The sequence below is a fragment of the Paenibacillus sp. BR1-192 genome (genome assembly GCF_029542445.1).
Lineage (GTDB): Bacteria > Bacillota > Bacilli > Paenibacillales > Paenibacillaceae > Paenibacillus_AQ > Paenibacillus_AQ lautus_A.
Map to the genome: position 1 here is coordinate 2,068,521 of NZ_CP120718.1, position 21,506 is coordinate 2,090,026.

At 51.0% G+C, this 21,506-nt stretch carries 19 protein-coding genes and 2 pseudogenes; 14 read left to right on the forward strand and 7 right to left on the reverse strand.

The window, feature by feature from the left end; genetic code table 11:
• Positions 1-249 precede the first annotated feature (249 nt).
• The 5 genes and pseudogenes from arfA (at position 250) to P0X86_RS08890 (ending at position 5,362) form a co-directional block, all read left to right on the forward strand.
• Positions 250-1,749, forward strand: coding sequence for an arabinosylfuranosidase ArfA (gene arfA / locus P0X86_RS08870; RefSeq protein ID WP_213579778.1), 1,500 nt, complete (start codon positions 250-252; stop codon positions 1,747-1,749).
• A 161-nt stretch (positions 1,750-1,910) separates the two neighbouring features.
• Positions 1,911-3,238: pseudogene (locus P0X86_RS08875) on the forward strand (ABC transporter substrate-binding protein).
• Between the two features lie 78 nt (positions 3,239-3,316).
• Positions 3,317-4,210, forward strand: coding sequence for a carbohydrate ABC transporter permease (locus P0X86_RS08880; RefSeq protein WP_277748328.1), 894 nt, complete (start codon positions 3,317-3,319; stop codon positions 4,208-4,210).
• A 2-nt stretch (positions 4,211-4,212) separates the two neighbouring features.
• Positions 4,213-5,046: a carbohydrate ABC transporter permease gene (locus tag P0X86_RS08885; RefSeq protein ID WP_015734103.1), complete on the forward strand. Its 834-nt coding sequence runs from the start codon at positions 4,213-4,215 to the stop codon at positions 5,044-5,046.
• A 100-nt stretch (positions 5,047-5,146) separates the two neighbouring features.
• On the forward strand, positions 5,147-5,362 hold the full coding sequence (locus P0X86_RS08890; protein ID WP_009591958.1) for a DUF2905 domain-containing protein: 216 nt from the start codon (positions 5,147-5,149) through the stop codon (positions 5,360-5,362).
• Between the two features lie 176 nt (positions 5,363-5,538).
• Here P0X86_RS08890 and P0X86_RS08895 read toward each other — a convergent pair whose 3' ends face one another.
• The 5 genes from P0X86_RS08895 to P0X86_RS08915 all read right to left on the reverse strand — a co-directional run bounded on the left by P0X86_RS08895 (position 5,539) and on the right by P0X86_RS08915 (position 9,080).
• The gene (locus tag P0X86_RS08895) at positions 5,539-6,408 is read right to left on the reverse strand and encodes a YitT family protein (protein WP_277748329.1); all 870 of its coding nucleotides are present in this window, start codon (positions 6,406-6,408) and stop codon (positions 5,539-5,541) included.
• A gap of 17 nt (positions 6,409-6,425) precedes the next feature.
• Positions 6,426-7,670, reverse strand: a complete 1,245-nt coding sequence (locus tag P0X86_RS08900) for a cation:proton antiporter (protein ID WP_096772978.1) — start codon at positions 7,668-7,670, stop codon at positions 6,426-6,428.
• A 3-nt stretch (positions 7,671-7,673) separates the two neighbouring features.
• Positions 7,674-8,165 (reverse strand): cation:proton antiporter regulatory subunit, encoded by a 492-nt coding sequence (locus P0X86_RS08905; RefSeq protein ID WP_009591954.1) that lies wholly within the window; start codon positions 8,163-8,165, stop codon positions 7,674-7,676.
• Between the two features lie 237 nt (positions 8,166-8,402).
• The gene (locus tag P0X86_RS08910) at positions 8,403-8,747 is read right to left on the reverse strand and encodes a hypothetical protein (protein ID WP_015734106.1); all 345 of its coding nucleotides are present in this window, start codon (positions 8,745-8,747) and stop codon (positions 8,403-8,405) included.
• A gap of 141 nt (positions 8,748-8,888) precedes the next feature.
• Complete coding sequence (locus P0X86_RS08915) at positions 8,889-9,080, reverse strand: hypothetical protein (RefSeq protein ID WP_096772979.1); 192 nt, start codon at positions 9,078-9,080, stop codon at positions 8,889-8,891.
• A 207-nt stretch (positions 9,081-9,287) separates the two neighbouring features.
• Here P0X86_RS08915 and P0X86_RS08920 point away from each other — a divergent pair, with 207 nt between their 5' ends.
• Genes P0X86_RS08920 through P0X86_RS08930 form a run of 3 tightly spaced genes read left to right on the forward strand, consistent with a single transcriptional unit; the run spans position 9,288 to position 10,133 of the window.
• Complete coding sequence (locus P0X86_RS08920; RefSeq protein WP_277748330.1) at positions 9,288-9,509, forward strand: YHYH domain-containing protein; 222 nt, start codon at positions 9,288-9,290, stop codon at positions 9,507-9,509.
• Positions 9,424-9,654 carry a copper amine oxidase N-terminal domain-containing protein gene (locus P0X86_RS08925; protein ID WP_277748331.1) on the forward strand — a complete coding sequence of 77 codons (231 nt, stop codon included), beginning with the start codon at positions 9,424-9,426 and terminating at the stop codon, positions 9,652-9,654. Before P0X86_RS08920 ends, P0X86_RS08925 begins: the two co-directional genes overlap by 86 nt.
• A 47-nt stretch (positions 9,655-9,701) precedes the next feature.
• Positions 9,702-10,133 carry a zinc ribbon domain-containing protein gene (locus P0X86_RS08930; RefSeq protein ID WP_096772981.1) on the forward strand — a complete coding sequence of 144 codons (432 nt, stop codon included), beginning with the start codon at positions 9,702-9,704 and terminating at the stop codon, positions 10,131-10,133.
• Between the two features lie 89 nt (positions 10,134-10,222).
• Here P0X86_RS08930 and P0X86_RS08935 read toward each other — a convergent pair whose 3' ends face one another.
• Together P0X86_RS08935 and P0X86_RS08940 are read right to left on the reverse strand one after the other, a co-directional pair.
• A complete protein-coding gene (locus tag P0X86_RS08935) occupies positions 10,223-11,116 on the reverse strand; it encodes an IS3 family transposase (RefSeq protein WP_277746080.1) in 894 nt (297 codons plus the stop codon).
• Positions 11,053-11,397, reverse strand: a complete 345-nt coding sequence (locus P0X86_RS08940) for a transposase (RefSeq protein ID WP_277746081.1) — start codon at positions 11,395-11,397, stop codon at positions 11,053-11,055. The genes P0X86_RS08935 and P0X86_RS08940 overlap by 64 nt, the downstream gene beginning before the upstream one ends.
• Before the next feature lie 206 nt (positions 11,398-11,603).
• Here P0X86_RS08940 and P0X86_RS08945 point away from each other — a divergent pair, with 206 nt between their 5' ends.
• From P0X86_RS08945 to P0X86_RS08970, 6 genes and pseudogenes are all read left to right on the forward strand, one after another.
• Positions 11,604-13,163, forward strand: coding sequence for an extracellular solute-binding protein (locus P0X86_RS08945; RefSeq protein ID WP_277748332.1), 1,560 nt, complete (start codon positions 11,604-11,606; stop codon positions 13,161-13,163).
• Positions 13,145-14,996 (forward strand): annotated as a pseudogene (locus P0X86_RS08950) (sensor histidine kinase). Before P0X86_RS08945 ends, P0X86_RS08950 begins: the two are co-directional and overlap by 19 nt.
• 26 nt (positions 14,997-15,022) lie before the next feature.
• Entirely contained in the window at positions 15,023-16,633 is a 1,611-nt protein-coding gene (locus P0X86_RS08955) for a response regulator transcription factor (protein ID WP_213577345.1), read from the forward strand.
• Between the two features lie 1,136 nt (positions 16,634-17,769).
• Positions 17,770-18,738, forward strand: a complete 969-nt coding sequence (locus tag P0X86_RS08960) for an ABC transporter permease (protein ID WP_050802821.1) — start codon at positions 17,770-17,772, stop codon at positions 18,736-18,738.
• A 16-nt stretch (positions 18,739-18,754) separates the two neighbouring features.
• Positions 18,755-19,672, forward strand: a complete 918-nt coding sequence (locus tag P0X86_RS08965) for a carbohydrate ABC transporter permease (protein ID WP_096772986.1) — start codon at positions 18,755-18,757, stop codon at positions 19,670-19,672.
• A gap of 288 nt (positions 19,673-19,960) precedes the next feature.
• Positions 19,961-21,493 (forward strand): extracellular solute-binding protein, encoded by a 1,533-nt coding sequence (locus P0X86_RS08970; RefSeq protein ID WP_096772987.1) that lies wholly within the window; start codon positions 19,961-19,963, stop codon positions 21,491-21,493.
• Positions 21,494-21,506 lie beyond the last annotated feature (13 nt).

Genomic DNA, 21,506 nt, shown 5'->3' on the forward strand with positions numbered 1-21,506 from the left:
CTTTTATTTGAGGATTATATTAAATTAGGATTGCGAAAAACAACTGATTTCGGCTATTTTCGACAGAAAATGCACTGTTTTTTTGATCATAAAAATTTATTTTTTATTTATATAAATCATTTTACATTTGTATATTTACAGAGACTCCCTCATATGATATTTTAAATTTGAAAACGAATTCATTTAATTATATTTGAATTGTTTTACAATTATATCAAACGGAAGGTGAAGAACTTGGCAGCTGAGAACATGAAAGCACGCATGATCGTGGATAAGTCGTTTCGGATCGCGCAAGTTGATAACCGCATTTATGGTTCATTCATTGAACACCTAGGCCGCGCAGTATATGGCGGGATTTACGAGCCCGGCCATGAAACCGCGGATGCGGACGGTTTTCGGAATGACGTAAAGGAATTGATCAAGGAGCTGGACGTCCCGATTATCAGGTATCCCGGCGGGAATTTCGTTTCGGGGTATAACTGGGAAGATGGCGTGGGGCCTGTTGCCGAACGGCCAAAACGGCTGGAGCTGGCTTGGAGAACGCTGGAGCCGAACGATGTCGGCACGAATGAGTTTATATCCTGGGCCAAGGAAGTAGGCTCGGATGTCATGATGGCCGTGAATCTGGGGACGCGGGGGATCGATGCCGCCAGAAACTTGCTGGAATACACCAACCATCCGGGAGGCACGTATTGGAGCGACCTGCGCCGCCGCCATGGTTTTGAACAGCCGCACAAGATCAAGACCTGGTGCCTCGGCAACGAGATGGACGGACCTTGGCAGATCGGACACAAAACGTCCGAAGAGTACGGCCGGCTTGCGCTCGAAACGGCAAAAGCCATGCGGCTCGTCGACCCGACCATTGAGCTGGTTTCCTGCGGAAGCTCGAGCACGGGCATGCCGACATTCCCTGAATGGGAAGCCGTAACGCTGGATCATACGTATGAGGCGGTCGATTACATATCCCTGCATCAATATTACGGCAACCGTAATAACGATACCGCCAATTACCTGGCACTTACGCTCGATATGGACCACTTTATTCATACGGTGAAATCCACCTGCGATTACATCAAGGCCAAGAAACGCAGCAAAAAGACGATGTATCTGAGTTTCGATGAGTGGAATGTCTGGTATCATTCCAATGACGCCGACAGGCAGATTGATCCATGGAGCATCGCTCCCCCTCAGCTGGAGGATGTGTACAACTTCGAGGATGCGATTCTTGTGGGCAGCATGCTGATCACGTTCCTGCGCCATGCGGACCGGGTCAAGATGGCTTGCCTGGCACAGCTCGTGAACGTGATCGCTCCGATCATGACCGAGAACGGCGGACGATCTTGGAAGCAGACGATCTTTTATCCGTATCTTCATGCATCCAAATTTGGCCGGGGCGTATCCCTGCTGCCGATCGTCGACTCGCCGAAATACGATTCCAAGGACTTTACCGACGTTCCTTATCTGGACAGCGCGGTCGTTCATAACGAAGAGGATGAAGAAATTACGATTTTTGCCGTGAACCGCCATCTGGAGGAAGCCTTGGAGCTCGAATGCGATGTTCGCAGTTTTGAAGGTTACCGGCTGTTGGAGCATATCGTGCTGGAGCATGAGGATCTGAAAGCGGTGAACACCGCATCCGAGGAAAAAGTAAAGCCTCATCATCAGGGGGGCGCGAAACTCGATAACGGTATGGTTAACGCAAGGCTTGCCAAGGCATCATGGAACGTCATCCGCTTGAAAAAAGCCTGATAACAGCAAGGGGGCGGTCCTCGATGTGGGCTGCCCCGTCTCCCAAACACTCATATCAAATTACACACAATATGAAAGCGCTTTATTTCTGAGGAATAGCAGAAGTACCGATGTTCGAAGTGTAGGTTTGTATGAACGAAAATTAAGGGAGGTCCAGTAAGATGATGAAAAGATGGATGATTGTATTCATGGTGTTATGTATGACGCTCTTCCTGTGGGGATGCGGCAAATCGAACAATGCCGGCGGCGAAACCTCGGTCCTGGACGGGGGGCGGGAGAAAGCGCTACGGAGCTGTCGTATTGGACGTTTGTTGAGCTGCACGGCCAGCACTTCGAGAAAATGCTGGGCAAATGGAACACGGAGAACCCCGATCGCCAGATCAAGCTGAACGTAACGGTCATGCCTTATGACGACATGCATAACAAATTATCCATCGCGGTTCAATCGGGGACGGGTGCCCCCGACATTGCGGATATCGAGCTTGGGAAATTTCCGGATTTCCTTGCCGGCACGCCGCAGCTTGAACCGCTCAACGACGTCATTGATCCATACCGGGATACCATCGTGAAATCCCGTATCGACCTTTACAGCAAGGAGGATGTGAATTACGGCATCCCGACCCATGTCGGAGCTTCCGTCGCCTTCTACAATACCGAGATTTTGGAGGAGGCCGGGGTCAATTATCAGGATATCGTGACTTGGGAGGATTTCAAGCAGGCCGGTATCCAGGTGTATGAAAAAACCGGCAAGTATATGGGGACGGCCGATACAAGCGCAGCTTGGCAAGCTTCCATGCTGCTCGCTCAGCAAGGCGCGGATCTGACGGACGATTCCGGCAATCCGATCGTGAATTCGGAGCCGATGGTGAAGGCCATGACGCTGCTCAAGGATCTGCAGGACAGCAATGTCATCGCGACCATCGCCGGCGGTCAGCCTGACACCGAAGAGGCCTACGGCGAGTTTAATGCAGGAAATTATGCCACGGCTTTCATGCCGTTATGGCAAATGTCCAGATATACCAATTACATGTCCGATTTGTCGGGAAAAATAGCCATCGCGCCGATTCCGGTCATCGAAGAAGGAATGCCCCGGTCGGTTGGCGGCGGCGGAACCGGCACGGTCGTGACCAAGACGGCAAAAGACGTGCAGCTGGCAAAAGATTTTCTGGCCTTCGCCAAACTGTCCCTGGATGCCAATAAAGAAATTTGGAACACGCTTGGATTCGATCCGGTCAATATGGACGTCTGGGATATGAAGGATGTTACGCACAATGCCGAGAATCAGTTCGTGAAATATTTCGTCAATAACCCGTTCGATGTCCTGAATGAGATCCGGGATGAAATCCGGTTAATCAAATCGACCTCCGCATCGCCCACCATCAACAACGTCCTGTGCACAACCACCTTCAACGAGATTTTTGAGGACGGCAAGGACATTACCGAAGCCCTGAATGACGCCCAGAAGCAAATCGAACAGGAATTGAAATAACGTTCGCTTATACGGTACAAAAACGAAGAGCTGCTCATGGATCGTCGGTGAGCGGCTCTCATTCAAAGGAGTCGAATCATGATTAAAAAATTTCTGTACTCTCAAAAGGTTGCTCCTTACGTGTTTGTCCTGCCGTTTATTCTGGTATTCCTCGTATTCTGGGTGTTTCCGCTCGGCAGCTCATTCAGCATGAGCTTTCAGAAAACGCAGCTGGGGCAGGAAGCGGATTGGGTCGGCTTGGCCAATTACGGGAAGCTGATGGGGGACGGCGTCTTTTTGAAGGCAGTCACGAACAGCGCGATTTACATGATGTTGACGCTCCTGATCCTGATTCCGTTTCCGATGCTGTTCGCGGTGCTGATCAACAACAAGTTCATGTGGGGAAGGGAGTTCTTCAAGTCGTCTTTTTTCTTCCCTGCACTGACGTCGGTCGTTGTGGCAGGCACCATCTTCCGGCTCATGTTCGGCGAGATGGAAGGATCCCTGATCAACAGCATCCTGGGGTGGTTCGGGATCGATCCGGTGAAGTTTCTGAAGGGACAGGTCACCGGCTTTATCGCGCTGGTGGCTCTCGCCACTTGGCGGTGGACGGGGGTCAATATGCTATATTTTTTATCGGGACTCAAGAACATTCCGGGTGAATATTACGAGGCGGCATCCATCGACGGTGCCTCGGCCTTCCAGAAGTTTACCAAAATCACGATGCCTTTGTTGAAGCCGACCACGATTTATGTGTTAACGATCAGCATTTATGCGGGGCTTGCCATGTTTATCGAAAGCATGATGCTCTGGAACGGCAACAACTCTCCGAAGAATATCGGCCTCACGATCGTCGGTTACCTGTACCGTCAAGGCATCGAGAAGAACAATTTGGGTTATGCCGCCGCTGTAGGGATCGTGCTGCTGGCAATCACCATGATCATTAACCTGACGCAGCTGAAGCTCTCCGGCATGTTCAAGAAGGAGGATTGAGGATGAGAAGAGAAACGCTGGTCAAAATAATCCTCTTGATCTTGTTCTCCATACTGTGCTTTCTGATCCTGGTGCCTTTTTATGCCGTCACCATCGCTTCCTTTAAACCCGGCGAGGATTTGATCCGGTATGGCCTGAATTTGAAATTTGATCTGTCGGTGATGAGCCTGGACAATTTCGCCTACCTGTTTACGGGCGATCACTCCTACTTCATGTGGTTTTTTAACTCCTTGCTCCTCACGGTGGTGCAGGTTACGTTAACCCTGCTGGTCAGCGCAACCGTTGCCTATGGGTTTGCAGCCTATGATTTCATCGGCAAGAACTTCTTGTTTATCTGCGTGCTTTTGATTATGATGGTTCCTTTTGAAATTCTTCTTCTTCCGCTATACTCCCTGACGTACAATCTGGGCCTCATGAATACGTACTCGGCGATTGTGCTGCCGGGGATCGCAAGCGCGGCCACGATTTTCTTCTTCAGGCAGTATTTAAGAGGGGTTCCAAAAGAAATGATTGCGGCAGGTCGGGTCGACGGGGCCAGCGAATACGGGATCTATGTTCGGTTGATCCTGCCCGTGATGAAGCCGTCCTTTGCAGCCATGGCGATTCTGAACGGCATGAACAGCTGGAATAATTTCCTATGGCCGTTCATGGTGCTCAGCGATGATCGCAAGTACACGCTTCCGATCGGGTTGAAGACGCTGTTGACTCCTTACGGGAACAACTATGATTTATTGATTGTCGGCTCCTTTTTCTCGATCATCCCGATTTTCATCTTGTTCATGGCCTTCCAGAAATATTTCATTGACGGGATGACGGCGGGGGCGGTGAAAGGCTGATCGTTCGGTCGGTATGACCGGTCCTGCCCTTGCTGTCGGCACCTCAAATCCATTATGATACAAGGAAACCTGCGTATTCTGATGAATGAGGTGACATATCGTGCATCCTGTAACAAAGGCTCTACTATGGATTGGCGGCGCTCTGATCGTGATCGGGCTGCTGTGGCCTGTCATCGGCCGATTCGTCGGCCGGCTGCCGGGCGACATCGTCGTGGATAAACCCAATGTCAAAATTTATTTTCCGATCGTAACCTGCCTCGTCATCAGCGTGGTGGGTTCGTTGATTCTGTTTCTGATCCAGCAGTTTCGCAAGTAGTCGGGATTTCATAAGAAAAACGTCTATCGACGTACTTTTTCAGAAGACAGACCGCGGTATGTTTTTCTTGCGATATCAGGAAGGCCTAAGCTTCGGAGTTTATACTTTCTGATATCTAAAAAAACAGGCCGGTTAGGGGAAACCCTTAACCGGCCTGTTTACGTGGAACAGCCGTTTTATTTTTGGATGATGGTGATTTCGGCATTCGGATCCAGGCTAAACACGATGGATTTGAGCCTGGGCATTTCCAGAATGTGAACCCGGTAGACCAGCTGCTGCGAATGGGCGGCGTCACCGTGGTTCGCGCCTTCACCCTTGGCATGTGCCGATAGGGGATCATACCCCATGATGGCTTTCATGGTGTGCCGGATTTCCGCTTCGCTGATGCTTAGAATCCGTACCTCCCGTTTAAGCGGAAGGCTTGAAGTCGTAACGCGCCCTGTCTCCAGTGCCATCAGGCACGCGATGGCGGAATACATCGCCCGTTCCCAGCCGAGGAGGAGCCCCGCCAAAGTCAGTACCAACAGATTGATCATGATATGGACGTAGGGCAGCTTCAGCCGGGTCAGCAGCTGCGATAGCTGCTGGGGGATCTTCGGCATCTGGAGCGTATCCAGGACGACGCCGTAACGAAGGCCGATGCCGATGCCGAGACCGAGGAAAATGCCGCCGATGCCTGCGCTCCCGATCTTGCTGTCGATGAGAGCGGGGATCGGAAAGAACAGGATCGAGCATACGGAAAACGTAAGCAGCCCGACGGTTGCGATGACGGCTTTTTCCCGGTTCGACCGGCGATAGGCCAGCAGAAGCAAGGGCAGATTTAATGCAAACAAAAACATGCCCGTATGAAGTCCCGTCAGATGCGAAGCGAGCGCAGAGATTCCCGTTACGCCGCCCGCGATGATTCCGCTAGGAACAAGAAATAAATCCAAACCGAACGCTGCGATCAGGCCTCCGATGGCAGCCATGCTCAGTCTTCTTCGTGTACTTGCCTTGCTTGCGGCCTCTTGTGCACCGTTCGTTGTCCGAACCGGGGCTTGAACCATAGGCAATGTACCCTCCTTTATCCGCTGGCACTTTCATCCTTTAGCTTCGGTTTAACCGGTTTCTTCTCCTTATGATCTTTAAATTTAAATATTTTGTTCAAGAAGTTATAGACGTGCTTGGACTCCTTGGTCAGCAGCGGTCCGAGTATGGCGAGTATCAGTACATACAGGGCAGCGAACGGTTGAATGAAGGTTGCAAGCCCGCCGGCTTTCCCCATATTGGCGAGAATGATGGAAAACTCCCCGCGGGATACAATCGTCAGACCGATATTGGAGGATGCTTTCGAAGACAATCCGGCGCTGCGGCCGGCAAGCATGCCTGCAATGAAGTTGCCAAGAAGCGTGATGATCACGGCGATCAGCGATAACCACACAGCTCCGCCAAGCTCGGACGGTACTATCGTTAAACCGAAGCTAAAGAAGAATATGGCTCCAAAGAAATCGCGGAATGGTAATATCAAATGCTCAATGCGTTCACGATGCTCGGTCTCGGCCAGAACAAGCCCGACGAGCAGCGCGCCGATGGCCTCGGCAACATGAATCGTTTCAGCGAATCCTGCGAGCAGGAACAACGCGCCGAATACGACCAAGGCAAACAATTCGTTAGACCGTATATTCAATGCTTTATTCAGAAGCGGTACGGCTTTACGCCCGATAATAATGACTAGCAGCATAAATCCAAGAGCGATTACGGCAGATATCAGGACGCCGCCCAGCGACGAGGAGCCGCTCAATACGAGTCCGGAAAGAATCGAGATATATACAGCGAGGAATACGTCCTCAAACATGATGATCCCGAGGATCATCTCGGTCTCCGGATTCGCCGTTCTTCTCAAGTCGACCAGCACCTTGGCTACGATAGCGCTCGAGGAGATGGTCGTTATGCCTGCGACAATGAGCGTCTCCGCCAAGGGAAATCCGGCAAAGATCCCGATCATCAGTCCAAGCGTAAAGTTAATGGCAATGTAGATGCTGCCACCTACAACGATGGACTTGCCCGATTTGATCAATCGGCCGACCGAGAACTCGAGTCCGAGATAGAACAGAAGGAAGAGTACGCCGATCCGCCCCATAAAGTCGATGAGCGGAGCACTTTCTATAAAACGAAAATCGAAAGATCCAAAATGAAAAGCATGAGGCCCAACCGCCATCCCCACCAGAATATAGAAAGGGACGACGGAAAACCGGAGTTTAGCTGATAGCAACCCCGCCAGGGCGATCAAGGCAATCGCCAATCCTACTTCTAAAACCAAATGATCCATTCATCAACCACGTCCGTTCATCAAGATTTGTTTAAATAGCCGCTGTTGTTGACGTTCACCCACGACGACGAGCGTCGAATCCGGTGTAATGATAACGTCAGGCCCGGGATTGATTTGTTTGCTGTTTTTGTCAACTCTTGCAATGATGGTTGCGCCTGAGGCTTGGCGTACGCCCAGATCGCCAATCGATTTACCTGCCCCGTAATAGTGGGGCTCGATGCGGTACCACTCGATGATCAATTCATCCAGCGCCATGTCGATCGTTTCGAGCGCCTTCGGTTTATACGTGAGACCGCCGACGATGGCCGCAATTTGACGGGCCTCGTCATCGTCCAGGGAAATCATGGAGATGCTTTCGTCCGGATCGTCGTATTCATAATGGTACATTTCACGGCGGCCGTCGTCATGAATGATGATGACCAGTTTATCGCCACCGCGGGTATCAATTACGAATTTCTTACCGATTCCAGGCAAATCTGTTTCGCGAACATGCATAGATTAGAGTCCTCCTAAGAAAATACACTTTTTAGTTGTTTTGCACACCGATCACACGGATATCAAAAATACACGCAGCCAAATAAAACAATCCATTCACGATGAAATTGCACAGTCTTTAATAAACCCTGATGCACAGGTCAATCCGCACAGGCTGTTTATGTTGTTGCATGGGAAAAGAAAAATTGGCAAATTTAAGAAACCGCAGTCAGTTGGAATGCGAAAAAGTGTGGAGGACTAGACGAACTTCGATGTGTATTTAATGGGGAATAATACTAAAAGCCGGAGTCGAAGCGGAATAATCGGCCGATAGGGCAGACGTGTTTTGGGAGCCTGCTGCATCACAATGGCCGACATCAATAAGAACAGCGCTATGGTATTGCCGGCTGCCTTAAGTTTGGAGAGAATTTGAGAGTGTTTCAGAACAGCCGCTTTCAGATGATGGTCATGCTTGTAAACATACCGCTCATCTTGGGTTTCGTTGCTGTAATACTCCTGGACGGGAATGTATAGGGCAAATGCCGTAACCAGAACAAGCACCAGCATCCATGCAATTCTTGCCGTTTTTAAGAAACAGTTCACGGTTACTCCCCCCTTCGTCCCAAGCTTCTATGTTAATCATAACATAAAAATAATCGTTCTCAAAATGAGAACGATAAATTATTTTTGAACACTTTTACAGATCGATTCAATTTTTTACATTATATAGAAGCGATGCTTCTTCTATTTTTTGCGAAGCTTATCATAGTTTTCCGTATCGGGCCCGATATCGGCTTTCGCTTGATCCTTGTCTTCCAAAACGCCGAGGACAAGATCGTCGAGTTTATCGGTTGCGGCCTGATCCGGCCGGTCGGGCTCGGGGATCGGGTCCACGCCGGGGAATTGACCGTCAAATTCAGGTTTCTGTTTGCTCATTAGGCTCTCATTCCTTTCTGGCAATATTGTGGCACAAAAGGATCTGTTATATGTAACGAATAAACGCGGGAGATGAAAGTGAAACAATGCAGGAACGTCGGCCTGGTAACAATTCACCTTCTATATAGTGTAACTCTATATATCAATCAGCTATATAAGAATATGCTAGAATAGTAGAGGAATATTATACCAGGGGGTTATTTAGGCATGAAGAAAAAATGGATAGGCTGCACCCTTGCTTTATTGCTTGTATCCGGCTCTGTCGTATCTGCGCATCCGGGACGAACGGATGCCAACGGAGGGCATACCTGCCGAACCAATTGCGAACGCTGGGGTCTGTCATATGGCGAGTATCATTATCATAACGGCGGTGGGAGCTCTTCCGGAAGCAATCACGCTCACGATCGGAAGCAAAACCGTTTATTATAATGGCAAATCGGAAACCGTTGCGGTCGCTCCCAAAGTGATGGACGGCGTGACGTATGTTCCCATTCAGGTGTTCGCACGGGGGCTGGGCGCTGGCGTGAACTATACCGAGCATGATAAAATTCTGAGAATATCGTTTAAGGAATAAAATAAACACGGGTTCCATTTTGCGAACAGAGAGGGGAAGAGTTTGCTTTGAGTTTTTTTGATAAATTTAAAGCCGGTGTATCGGACGCCGGAAACAAAGCGAAAACACTGGTAGAGATCAATCGCTTAAAGCTGCAGAACAACGGCAAAAAAAGCGATATCGACGAACAGCTCCTGGAAATCGGCAAGGTTGTATTCGCTTCAACCGAAGCAGGGAAGTGGCCGCCTGATCAGGAGAGCATCCAAAGCTACGTGGCCAAGATTCATCAATTGAATTTCGAAATCGAGCAAAATCTGCTCCAGATTGCCAACCTTACGGATGAGAAAATATGCCGGGGGTGCGGGAACAGTTCAGCCATGAACGCCAAATTTTGCGCCCACTGCGGCCGTACGTTCGAAGTGATTCAAGTTCAAACGGAAGAGCAGCGCAAAGAGGTTCCGCTGCTGGAGGATGGCGGCGACCAAGAGGAGCCGAAATAGAAGCTGTTTGCTTCATGAATAGCCGTACCCTGGTTCGGGAATGACCAGTGAACTTACCCCTGTCAAGTAGACAGCCTTAAAAAGCAGCCTTAAGCAACCTTAGTTCGGTACTCGATCGGACTAAGGTTGTTTAGTTTTTGTTGAAAACGTTCGTGGTTGTAAAAATGGATATATTGTTCAATCGCCTTAATAAGCTCTTCTTCGGTCGAGAAGGTGTCGAGTCGAAGACATTCCGACTTGAGGTGTCCAAAGAAGCTCTCGATACAAGCGTTATCCCAGCAGTTTCCCTTACGCGACATACTCACTTTCATTTTCTTGCGCTTCAACAAGGCATGGTACTCCTTGTGGGTATACTGGAAGCCTTGGTCGCTGTGGAGCAGTAGGTTGGTTACTTTGCGTTGATGTACAGCTGCTTGTACGGTCTCCAGCACAAGCTTTAAATTGTTGTGGCGTCCGATCCGAAAGGCAACCACCTCGTTGTTATACAGGTCAAAAATAACCGACAGGTACAGAAAGCGAGAACCGATTGGCAGATAGGTCACATCGGTGACCCATTTCGTATTAGGTGCCGTGGCGTTGAAATCCCGATTTAGCACATTGGTTGAGGTAATCCCAGCTTCCCGTCGGCCAAAGTATGGCTTCCTCCGCCTAATGCGTGCACGAATCCCCAGTTCTTTCATCAGCCGGTACACACGCTTGTGGTTGACGTTCAAGCCTAAGGTTTTCTTTAGCCAGACACGAACCCGGGGGTATCCGTAAATGCCCTTTAGCTGGGTATGGCACTCTAGAATCTTCTCTTTCAAAGCCTGCTCTTCGATCTGTTTAGGCGTTGGATTATTCTTTCTGGCTGCCCATTTGTAGTAACTGCTTCGAGCGATGCCTGCCAGTTCACACAGCAAGGCCACGGGGTAGTTGATGGTTAGCGCTTCGATGGCTTGGTAGGTTTGACGTCGCTTTGCTCTTGCCCCCTTTGCAGTTCCCATAGCTTTTTTAGCAAGGCATTTTCCGCTCTCAGCCGCAGGACTTCTTCCTCCAAGGTTTTGGCCTTCTTCGGTCTCCCGTTCTTTGAACCCGTCGAAGTGCCTCTCTTTTCCTTGAGCCCCTCAATTCCTTCCCGCTCGTAGTGAGCCACCCATCTTCGAACCATCCGATCGTCAATGCCTAGGGCCTTGGCTACTGTCTTGTAGCCAAGACCTTCCTCCAGGAACATCGCAACAGCCTTGCGCTTGAATTCGATGTCATATGTCTTTCGTATTTCACCCATGAAAAAAATCCCCTCCAAGTAGACTTTAATGCGCTTTTTACACACTGTCTACTTAAAGGGGATAATATCACAGGGTCGGCTTTTTCTTTTTGTCCGGGGTGAAGGAAGCAGCGCTTGATTAGGAGAATGATTATTAAGGTGATCTTACTCACGACATCATCGTTATATAGTAATATTAGCTTACTAGCTGGAGGGAGTGAGGACATATGCCGAAGAACAAGGCCTGTAATGATGAATTTAGTCAACATGGGGATCGAGGGGTGTCAAGGCTGCTTAAAGGTAACGTTCTATTGCTTCCCGTATGCGTAATTTTGATGCTCTTTGCTGCCGGGTGCAACGGCCCGGGGTCTTCGGAGGAGGAGAATCCGCCGGAGAACCTCCCCAAGGGCGCATCCATCAACATCGTCATTTCCAGTCTGGGGATGACGTTCCCTGCAGGAATGGACGAGAATGACAATCCGTACCTGAATTACATCGAAGAGCGTACGGGGCTCGAGATCGGAGTCAATCTTCCTCCGCCCGAGGTATACAACGAGAAGCTCGACGTCATTATGTCCTCAGGCAATTTGCCGGATATGCTCCATACGTACGAGCCGGTGTGGTTCGACAATTACGTCAAGCAGAAGGCATTTATGCCGCTGGATGAATTAATCGACGAGTACGGCCCCCACCTGAAAGAAAAAATTCCGCCGGAGGTCTGGGATCGGGTCCGATACGGCGGTAAAATCTATGCGGTTCCGAGCTTGAATGAGGTGACTGGAGCCGAATTGATGTATGTCCGGAAGGACTGGCTCGATCGGCTCGGCTTACAGCCACCCGAAACGCTGGAGGAATATTACGAAGTCATTCGTGCCTTCACCCTGGATGATCCTGACGGCAATGGCGTCCAGGATACGATCGGTCTAACCTTGACCTCGAGCCTGGGAAGGTCCTCGCCGTTTTTCGGCGCTTTCGGCACGCAGCGAAATACGTGGTTTGAACGGGACGGGCAGCTGGTGAACGGAAGCATTCTGCCGGAAACGAAGGAAGCCCTCGCCTTTTTTAACAAGCTGTATCAGGAGAACCTGCTCGATCGGGAATTTCCTTTAAACCTGCAAAACAATCTGTTCGAAAAAATAGAAAACGGCACGGTCGGCCTGTTCTCCGCGGCTTGGTACGATACGCGCGGACCGATTGCGGCCAATATGAGCAAGGACCCCGAGGCCGAATGGATGCCGCTTCCGTATCCGACGGGACCGGACGGATTTAAAGGCGTTGAAGGGAAGGACATCATACGAGGTTATAACGTCATACCGGCCGAATCGGAGAAGGCTGCCGAAGTAATCCGGTTTCTGGACTTCATTGCCAGCGACTACAAGACGCTGAAGCTCGGCTTCGAGAACGAAATCTGGCGCTGGGAGGACGGGGCGATCGTTACGGACTTCGCGCTGCACGACAAGCATTTATACCGCGGCATTTACCAATCCCTTGTCGACGTGCCGGATCAATTGCTGTTCAAGGAACGGCTTGACTCGCTCGGGGACTTCAATCTGTACAACAATCTGCAGCTGATCAATCAGCATATTATTCCGAATGCATTCTACGGAGTTCCTACCCCCGGGATGACGAAATACAACACGAAGCTTAAAAATCTGGAGGATGTGTTCACGAAAATCATCATGGGGCTTGAGCCGCTGGACGCATTCGACGACTATGTGAAGACCTGGAAGGAAGAAGGGGGAGATGAAATCACGAAGGAAGTGAATGAATGGTACTCCAAACAATAATGCTGGCGGCCAAGAGCGCGGGGGACCGAGTGATCGACTTGTTTCGCTGGATCCGGGATCGGTTTTCGCAGAACATTCAAACCCGCTTGACCGGTTATTTTCTGCTGATCCTGCTGCCGCTGGTCATTATCAGCCTCTTCGCCGTAGAACGGTCCCGGGATATTCTCTACGAACAGGCGGTGGGGAGGACGGAGATGGCGCTGTCGTCGGCGATGAACCATTTTGATCTGGCGCTGCAAAACGTGGAGGAGATATCGACCCTGATTGCAGGGGATCCAGGAATGAACGAGCTGCTTAACAAAAACAGCACCAACTTCTCCCCTCAATCGATCGTGGATTTCTCGCACATTTTGGAGCAGCTGTCGAATTCCGTATCGGTAAACCGGTTCGTATCCCAAATTACGGTGTATCATCGGGCTTCCAACATGTTCATCTCTACCCATTACGGCGGCAAAAAGCTGACGGGCGAGACGCAGCAGGAATGGCTGGTGGAAGCTGCGCGACGGAACGGAACGGGGATTTCCTACGTCATGTCGGAAGCCCCAGTGGCGGAGGGCATTACGTTTGGCCAGATGACCAATACGGACAGCATCTCCCTGATTCGGGCCATGGACCTGTACAACAGCGAACGGCAGTCGAATCTGCTGGTGGTGTCATTCAATAAAAGCAAACTGCTGAATATCATCAAGACGCTGCTTCCGTCCGAGAACAGCCGTATCGCCCTGCTGAACGAAAGGGGAGAAGTGGTGGTGGAGACCGGAAGAGTGTATGAGGAGGACATTACCGAGAAGGATATGACCGTCACGATTGATTCGGATTACTCCACATGGCGTCTTGAGCTGGTCCAGCCGAAAAGCGAGCTGTACAAAGAGACCGATCAGCTGCGCCTGTTCACGGTTGGGATCATCGGGCTGAGCATCCTGCTGGCCATTATCATTTCATGGGTGGTGTACAGCGGGATTGCCTCGCCTGTGTTGAAATTGTCGCGCGGGATGAAGCGGCTTAGCAGCGGAGAGCTGAACATTCATGTCGACACCAAACGGAAGGACGAATTCGGTTTTCTCATCCAGTCGTTTAACAAAATGGCCGTCGTGCAGAAGCATCTGATCGAGGATCATTACGAGCAGCAGCTTCGATTGACGACAACGGAGCTGAAGTTCCTGCAATCCCAGATCAATCCGCATTTTCTGTATAACACCCTCGATTCGATTTATTGGACGGCCAAAAACTACGATGCGGATGAGATCAGCGAGATGGTGATGAACCTGTCGAAGTTTTTCCGGTTGAGCCTGAACAAGGGCAGGCAGGTGTTTACGATTGAGGAGAGCATTACCCACCTGCACTACTATCTACGAATCCAGCAGCTTCGTTTCATGGACAATTTCACCGTGGATTATCAAATTTCGGAAGAGAGCAAGGGGGTTCCGATTCTCAAGCTCCTGCTTCAGCCTTTGGTGGAAAATGCCATCATTCATGGCATGGAGGGCAAATCCTCCGGAGGGAGCCTGGTCATCTCCAGCCGGATTGAAAAAGGGCATACGGTGGTTATCAGCGTACAGGATAACGGGCCCGGGATCAGCGAAGAGCGGCTGCGCTACATCCAGCATGAGCTGGAGATGATGGGCTCGCGCAGCGCTGCCCGCGTCTTCCCAGGATGAAGAGCATGTGAAGGATCTGTTCGGTCTTCGGAACGTGCTTGGCCGAATGAAGCTGTATTATGGCAGAGAAGCGGATCTGACGGTACACAGCGTGGCAGGGGAAGGCACCACCGTCACGATTTCCATCCCGCTGGATCGCTGCAAGGAATTTAACCTGAAGCAGACACTTATATAGAGATGCTCGAAAGGGGAACAAACCGAATGAATCTCATGATCGTGGAAGATGAACCCCGGCTGCGCAACGCACTGGCTTACAATATCCCATGGGACAAGCATGGGATTGAAGTTGTGGGCATGGCGTCCAACGGCATCGAGGCCCTTGAGCTGGTTGGCCGAAAAAAACCCGATATTATGCTGATCGATGTACAGATGCCTGAAATGGACGGGCTGACGCTCCTTGGCGAGCTGCGAAGCCGGCAGGACATCAGCCGATTGACGAAAATGATCATCCTGAGCGGACATGACAACTTCGAATTTGCGCAGCTGGCGCTGGAATACGGGGTGTCCAAATATTTATTGAAGCCCGCCGGCGAGGAAGACATTCTCGAAGCGGTGCTTGAAGCGAGGCAGCAGCTGCGGGAGGACTTGGAGCAGTGGCAGCGCAAGGCGGCTTTGGAGCAGAAATGGAAGGACAATCTGCCGCATTTGCAAAATCTCTTTTTTATCCAATGGGTCAGCGGCAAATATACGAAACAGGACGTCCTTACCAAGGGCAGGGAATTATATATTTCATTGAAGGAGAACGACCGTTTCGCCGTCGCCGTGGTGGATCTGGACCCCTTGCCGGAGAGCGAGACCCGCTTTCAGCGGGGGGATGTCGAGCTGCTGCAGTTTACGATGCAGTGCCTGGCCAAGGAACTGCTGTCCCATCCATCGCTCTGGATCACGTCGGATTCAGGCAATATGCTCCTGATGGTCCTGATCCTGGAGGAAAGCCAGGATGCCAAGGAAGCCATGCTGCGGCTGAATGCGGACGTATCCAAGCTCCTCTCCCAAACGAGGGAGGTGCTGAAGATAACGGCCAGCGCCGGCATTTGTGCATCCATCGGGACGATCGAGGAGATGAGCCTCTTGTATGCGCAGGCTTGCCGGGCGCTTCAGGAGCGCGTCGTGTATGGACACGACCTCGCGATTCCTTACCGGGAGCAGCTTCAGCGGGATATTCAGGGCGTGATCGTGCAGCAGAACCTGGAGAAGACGCTGGAGATCGCGCTGGAAACGGCGGATGAAACGAAGGCGCTGGAGGCGCTGAAGGGATTATGGGAGGAAGCCTTCTCGAGATCCGAATCCTCGGACGAATTCCAGGAGGCGGTGCTTTACATGAACAGCTTCTTTACCCGCATGATCCAGAAGCAGGGCTGGACGGTAAAAAGAGTCGTCGGCGACGATATCGAATATTTCCACAACGTCAAGCTGCTGAGCACCAAAATGCAAACCTGGTCGCTCCTGGAGCGAACGGTGAAGCATATCATCACGTTTATGGGCGAACAGCGGAAAACGACAAGCAATCAGGTGGTAAAGGACATTCTGAACCTGCTCGAGGAGGAGATGGACCAGGAAATTACGCTGCACACGGTAGCGGACCGGCTTTACGTGAATTCTTCCTACCTCAGCCGGCTGTTCAAGCAGGAAATGGGGGTCGTCTTCTCCGCATATGTGCTGGAACGCAAAATGGAGCGGGCCAAGTCGCTGCTGCAGGACGGTCTCAAGGTATACGACGCAGCCCGGCTGGTCGGGTACCGCGATGTCAGTTATTTCACCAAGGTGTTTCGGAAGTATTGGGGCGTGAACCCGGGGGAGTTCAAGGGATAAGGATATGGGAGAGGCCGTACGGCACTGCTGCACACATCTGAAAGCCCGCTGCGCGGCCGTATCGTTCTTTCAATCGCTGTTGTCGCCAAATTTCCTGGAATGAATGTTGCAGAGGAAGAAATTCAGCTACAGTCAATGCTTTCGATGCGAGTTTTCCGTTGGAAAACTTTCGGGCGCCCGCTTCGCTTTTCGGAATCGATTGGTCCACTCCGCTGGTTCATGTAAGGTCTATCGCAAGAACGTCTTCCCCCTTGAGTTTGGGTGAAGGGAGGGAAGTGGAAGCCCGCTGCGCGGCCGTATCGTTCCTCCAATCGCTGTTGTCGCCGAATTTCCTGGAATGATGATGACAGAGGAAGAAATTCGGCTCCAAAGGCGACCGCTAACGCTTTTCCGGAATCGATTCGTCCTCTTCGCTGGTCCGCGAGGGTCCTCCCATCCTCCCCCAATGAGGATGGGGGGAGGGGGCAAAACGCAGCGCAGCAGAGCGTGCGCAGTTACATAAACCAAGCAAACGAGCCGTTCGGGGCATACATCCCGAACGGCTCGTTTGCGTTTACCCCCAGCCCCAACCATCGGCAGGGCGGAAGTAATCACCCGCGCAGAATGGTTGAGGCTAGGGAGGCCAAGCTCGGTGCAGAGCAGAGGAGGCCTCGCTTGGCGACGAAGCACGGCATTGCCGTGTTTCGAATGCCAACGCCATGATTGAAACGGCTTCAACGGAGCAGGCGGAATTGTTCTGGAGAAGCGGCAGCGGTCCCCTTTATCACCGGATTTCCACATTGTCTATCCATTCGGATGAAATCCGGGGGTAACAGGGATCGGAAGAACAATCCGCATGCGGAGTGATGAACAATCCTCTTTTTTTGATGTGGGTTTAAAGGCTCCTAGGGGTTCAAATAGCGTATGCTTTGAATCCAGTTATGAATTTCGTTGTCAACGGTTCGCCGATCGTCACAAGTTAACATCCCATGAAACACCCACCGCAGCCCCATGGCATAATTACTGACGTCCGTGCCCCAACACAACATCATATTACCATAAATAGTAATGATCCTCGCCTACTCAGTCCCTGCGCAGGGAATTACAATTTGTAGTAACCAAGGAGATTGAATCAATAGAAAGGGGGAGACGAGTCGATGAAACCCACGCTAGAACCATCGCCCGCACCGCATAGAGAGATGAAGCCAAAACGAGGGTATTGGGGCCGTTTAGGGTCCGATATATGGAAAGAGTGGGATCTTTATCTGCTGCTCGTGCCGGGCATTTTGTTCATTTTACTGTTCAAGTACACGCCGATGTACGGGATCACGATCGCATTTAAGGATTTCAACATCTTCACCGGATTTGCCGACAGCCCGTGGGTAGGATGGAAGCATTTCGAGAAGCTGTTCACGTCGCCGGATTTTGCTCAGGTATTCAAAAATACGGTCATCATCAGCTTCCTGAAAATCGTGATCTTGTTTCCGCTCCCTATCATTATCGCACTGATGCTCAATGAGCTGAGGCATATGGTATTTAAACGCACGGTGCAAACCGTCATCTATCTTCCGCATTTCCTGTCCTGGGTCATAGTTGGCGGATTGTTTATCGATTTGCTCTCGACGAATGGAGGAATCGTCAACAAATTGCTGGTGTCTCTGGGCATGGAGCAGATTGCGTTCTTCCTGGATAACAGCGTGTTCCGGAGCGTGCTGATCACGTCGGCGGGCTGGAAGGAAACGGGCTGGAGCACCATCGTATATTTGGCAGCGTTTACAATGATCGATCCGATGCTGTATGAAGCGGCGAAGATTGACGGCGCCGGACGCTGGAAGCAGTTGTGGCATATCACGCTGCCGGGGATTGCTCCAATCATTGTCCTGATGTTTATCCTGCGGCTGGGGAATGTGCTGGAAGCGGGAACCGAGCAGATTCTGGTCATGTACAACCCGGTGGTGTACCAGGTGTCGGATGTCATTGGTACCTATGTTTACCGGCAAGGCTTAGGGAACCAGGACTACAGCTTCTCGACCGCGGTCGGCTTGTTCGAAGCGGTGATATCGTTCACGTTGGTCATTCTCGGCAATGCCATGAGCAGAAAATACTTACAGCGCGGGATCTGGTAAAGAAAGGGTGGCACAAATGGATCACAAAAAAGCTTTGGAAGGAACAAACACCACCCGAGGTGTCATCAAAACGTCGTTCTCGGAAAAATGCTTCTCGGTATTTAATTATACGTTCTTCATCGTGATGGGTTTAACGACCCTGCTGCCTTTCATGAACCTGATCGCGAAATCCCTGAGCAGCGAGGGAGCCGTCATATCGGGTCGGGTTGGGCTGCTCCCGGTCGGGGTTCAATTCGAAACGTACAAGTACGTGCTGCAGGATTCCATGTTCTTGAATTCGCTCAAGGTGTCCATCTTACTGACGATCGTCGGAACGGCTTGCAGCTTGTTTTTGACCACGCTGACGGCTTATCCGTTGTCCAAATACCGGCTGCGCGGACGGAAAGGCCTTCTGTTGATCTTCGTATTCACGATGCTCTTCAGCGGCGGACTGATTCCGACTTACCTGCTCATGCAGAATTTGAATCTGGTGAACTCCTTCCCGGTGTTATTCCTGCCGGCGATGGTGAACGTGTACAACATGCTGATCATCAAAAACTATTTCGAGGGTCTTCCGGATGAGCTGGAGGAATCCGCCAAGCTGGACGGCGCGGGGAACATCCGCATTTTGGTTTCGGTCATCGTGCCGCTCTCGCTCCCCGTCATGGCAACGATCGGATTGTTCTTTGCGGTTGCTTTCTGGAACGACTATTTTGCAGCGATGATCTACATTACCGATCCGGCGATCAAACCGATGCAGCTGTACCTGAAGGAACTGCTGGTTTCGTCCAGCGGGGATTTCCTGAAGGACAATGTCGACGCCGCGATCAACGCAACGCCGCAGTCCATACAAGCTTCGTCGATCCTGCTGGCAACGATCCCGATTTTGCTGGTGTATCCGTTCCTGCAAAAGTATTTTGTCAAAGGCGTGCTGGTGGGTTCGGTTAAAGGTTAGGGTCATCAGATTTTCTGAAGATATCAGAAAGTATAAACTTTGGAGGATCTGCAGCCTGGTATCGCAAGAAAAACCACCGCTAAACGCGGTCTGTCTTCTTTGAGAGTACGTCGATAGACGTTTTTCTTAACATTATAGAAGTTATAATTTCCGGGGTCCCCGCAAAGAACCTGAATGGACTTCGGAGCAAAGCCCCACTTTGTGGGGGGATCTTAAAGGTGGTGATGCGCTTCGTATTGCTCAGCTGGCAGAATTCATTGAGTTTCTCAATCACAAGGAGGGTTATCCATGATCAAGATTAAAAAATCCGCGGTACTAGCCGGGATTCTCGGATTCACGCTGGCGCTGTCCGGCTGCGGCGGCGGGGGAGGCGGCACGACGAATACACCGGCGGCTCAGCCATCGGACACACCGGCAAGCACCCCGAAAGACGACGGGAACAAAGATACAACGGCTGAAAAACCAGGGCTGCGCATGATCATGCAATATGGATTGTTTGATCCGAAGACCGAATACGTGGCCAAGTACATCCAGGAAAGAACCGGGTTCAACGTGGAATACGAGCTGCTGCCGGCCGAGAACGCGGACGAGAAGCTGAACCTGCTCGTGTCCAGCAAAGATAACTACGATCTGGTGAAATTGAATGCGGCCCAGTTCTACAATCTGGCCTCAGCGGGTGCGCTCGAGCCGATCGATGAGCTGTTGGAATCCCACGGCAACTATATTAAGCAGTCCATTAAACAGGAATCCTTCGGCAGTGCAACGATCGACGGCAAGATTTTCGGCATTCCAGAAACCGGAGCCGGCGTAAGCATCGGGGAGGAGCTTGTGGTCAGACAGGATTGGATGGATGAATTAGGGCTGGCCACGCCTACGACCGCCGATGAGCTGTACAATGTGCTCAAAACGATCAAAGAGAAGAAAAAGGTCATTCCGCTCACCATGAGCAAGGACTCCCTGTATGGCGACATCGCAACGACATTCGGCATTTTGACCGATTGGAAAGAGGTTGACGGCAAGCTGGTGCATCGTGCCGAGCAGCCGGAAATGAAAGAATACATCACCTTTATGAACAAACTGTACAAAGAGGGTCTGCTGGACACCGAAACGCCGATCAATACCGCGCAAAAGTCCATCGAGAAATTCTCGGGCGGCAATGCGGCGATGTATAAGCTGGCATGGTGGAACGCAGGCACGACGATTGCCGCACTGGAGAAAAACTTCCCGGATGCCAAAACGTCCATCATTCCTTATCTGAAAGGCAAGGACGGCAAAGCCGTGGTCGGAGCGAAAGCGAACACCACTTGGTATGTAGCCATCCTGAAATCCTCGAAGAACAAGGAAGCCGCCATGGAATTCCTGAACGCAAAGATGGAGCCGGAGACCTTCAAAGGCATCGCGCTGGGTAAAGAAGGCGTCCACTATGAAGTGAAAGACGAAAAATACTATCCGATTCTGCCGATTTTCAATGATGAATTGAGTAATGCAAGCAGCTTCCTGACAGGGGTAGACGAAGAGAAATACCCGATCTACTGGCAGGCACGCGTACGTAAAGATCCGATTCTGCAAGCGCATTTCGAAGCCTTCCAGAAGAATGCCGAAGGCATCATCGTTGTGGATCCGATGTCAACGGCACCGCCGATTGAAGCCGTATCCAAAAACCTGCTGAAATTGACGACCATGCTCGATGACAACGTGCTGCAATTCATTTCCGGAGCGAAGCCGATTGATGCTTACGATCAATTCCTGGCTCAATGGAGAGCCGAAGGTGGAGCCGATATGGTGACCGCAGCAAATGAATGGTTTCAATCCACGAAGTAAATGACCTAAACGA

Bases quoted from the DNA above. Each gene is read 5' to 3' on its own strand.
- arfA (WP_213579778.1), top strand. From the start codon at position 250: ATGAAAGCACGCATGATCGTGGATAAGTCGTTTCGGATCGCGCAAGTT.
- P0X86_RS08880 (WP_277748328.1), top strand. From the start codon at position 3,317: ATGATTAAAAAATTTCTGTACTCTCAAAAGGTTGCTCCTTACGTGTTT.
- P0X86_RS08885 (WP_015734103.1), top strand. From the start codon at position 4,213: ATGAGAAGAGAAACGCTGGTCAAAATAATCCTCTTGATCTTGTTCTCC.
- P0X86_RS08895 (WP_277748329.1), bottom strand. From the start codon at position 6,408: ATGGTTCAAGCCCCGGTTCGGACAACGAACGGTGCACAAGAGGCCGCA.
- P0X86_RS08900 (WP_096772978.1), bottom strand. From the start codon at position 7,670: ATGGATCATTTGGTTTTAGAAGTAGGATTGGCGATTGCCTTGATCGCC.
- P0X86_RS08905 (WP_009591954.1), bottom strand. From the start codon at position 8,165: ATGCATGTTCGCGAAACAGATTTGCCTGGAATCGGTAAGAAATTCGTA.
- P0X86_RS08915 (WP_096772979.1), bottom strand. From the start codon at position 9,080: ATGAGCAAACAGAAACCTGAATTTGACGGTCAATTCCCCGGCGTGGAC.
- P0X86_RS08920 (WP_277748330.1), top strand. From the start codon at position 9,288: ATGAAGAAAAAATGGATAGGCTGCACCCTTGCTTTATTGCTTGTATCC.
- P0X86_RS08925 (WP_277748331.1), top strand. From the start codon at position 9,424: ATGGCGAGTATCATTATCATAACGGCGGTGGGAGCTCTTCCGGAAGCA.
- P0X86_RS08935 (WP_277746080.1), bottom strand. From the start codon at position 11,116: ATGGGAACTGCAAAGGGGGCAAGAGCAAAGCGACGTCAAACCTACCAA.
- P0X86_RS08940 (WP_277746081.1), bottom strand. From the start codon at position 11,397: ATGGGTGAAATACGAAAGACATATGACATCGAATTCAAGCGCAAGGCT.
- P0X86_RS08945 (WP_277748332.1), top strand. From the start codon at position 11,604: ATGCCGAAGAACAAGGCCTGTAATGATGAATTTAGTCAACATGGGGAT.
- P0X86_RS08955 (WP_213577345.1), top strand. From the start codon at position 15,023: ATGAATCTCATGATCGTGGAAGATGAACCCCGGCTGCGCAACGCACTG.
- P0X86_RS08960 (WP_050802821.1), top strand. From the start codon at position 17,770: ATGAAACCCACGCTAGAACCATCGCCCGCACCGCATAGAGAGATGAAG.
- P0X86_RS08965 (WP_096772986.1), top strand. From the start codon at position 18,755: ATGGATCACAAAAAAGCTTTGGAAGGAACAAACACCACCCGAGGTGTC.
- P0X86_RS08970 (WP_096772987.1), top strand. From the start codon at position 19,961: ATGATCAAGATTAAAAAATCCGCGGTACTAGCCGGGATTCTCGGATTC.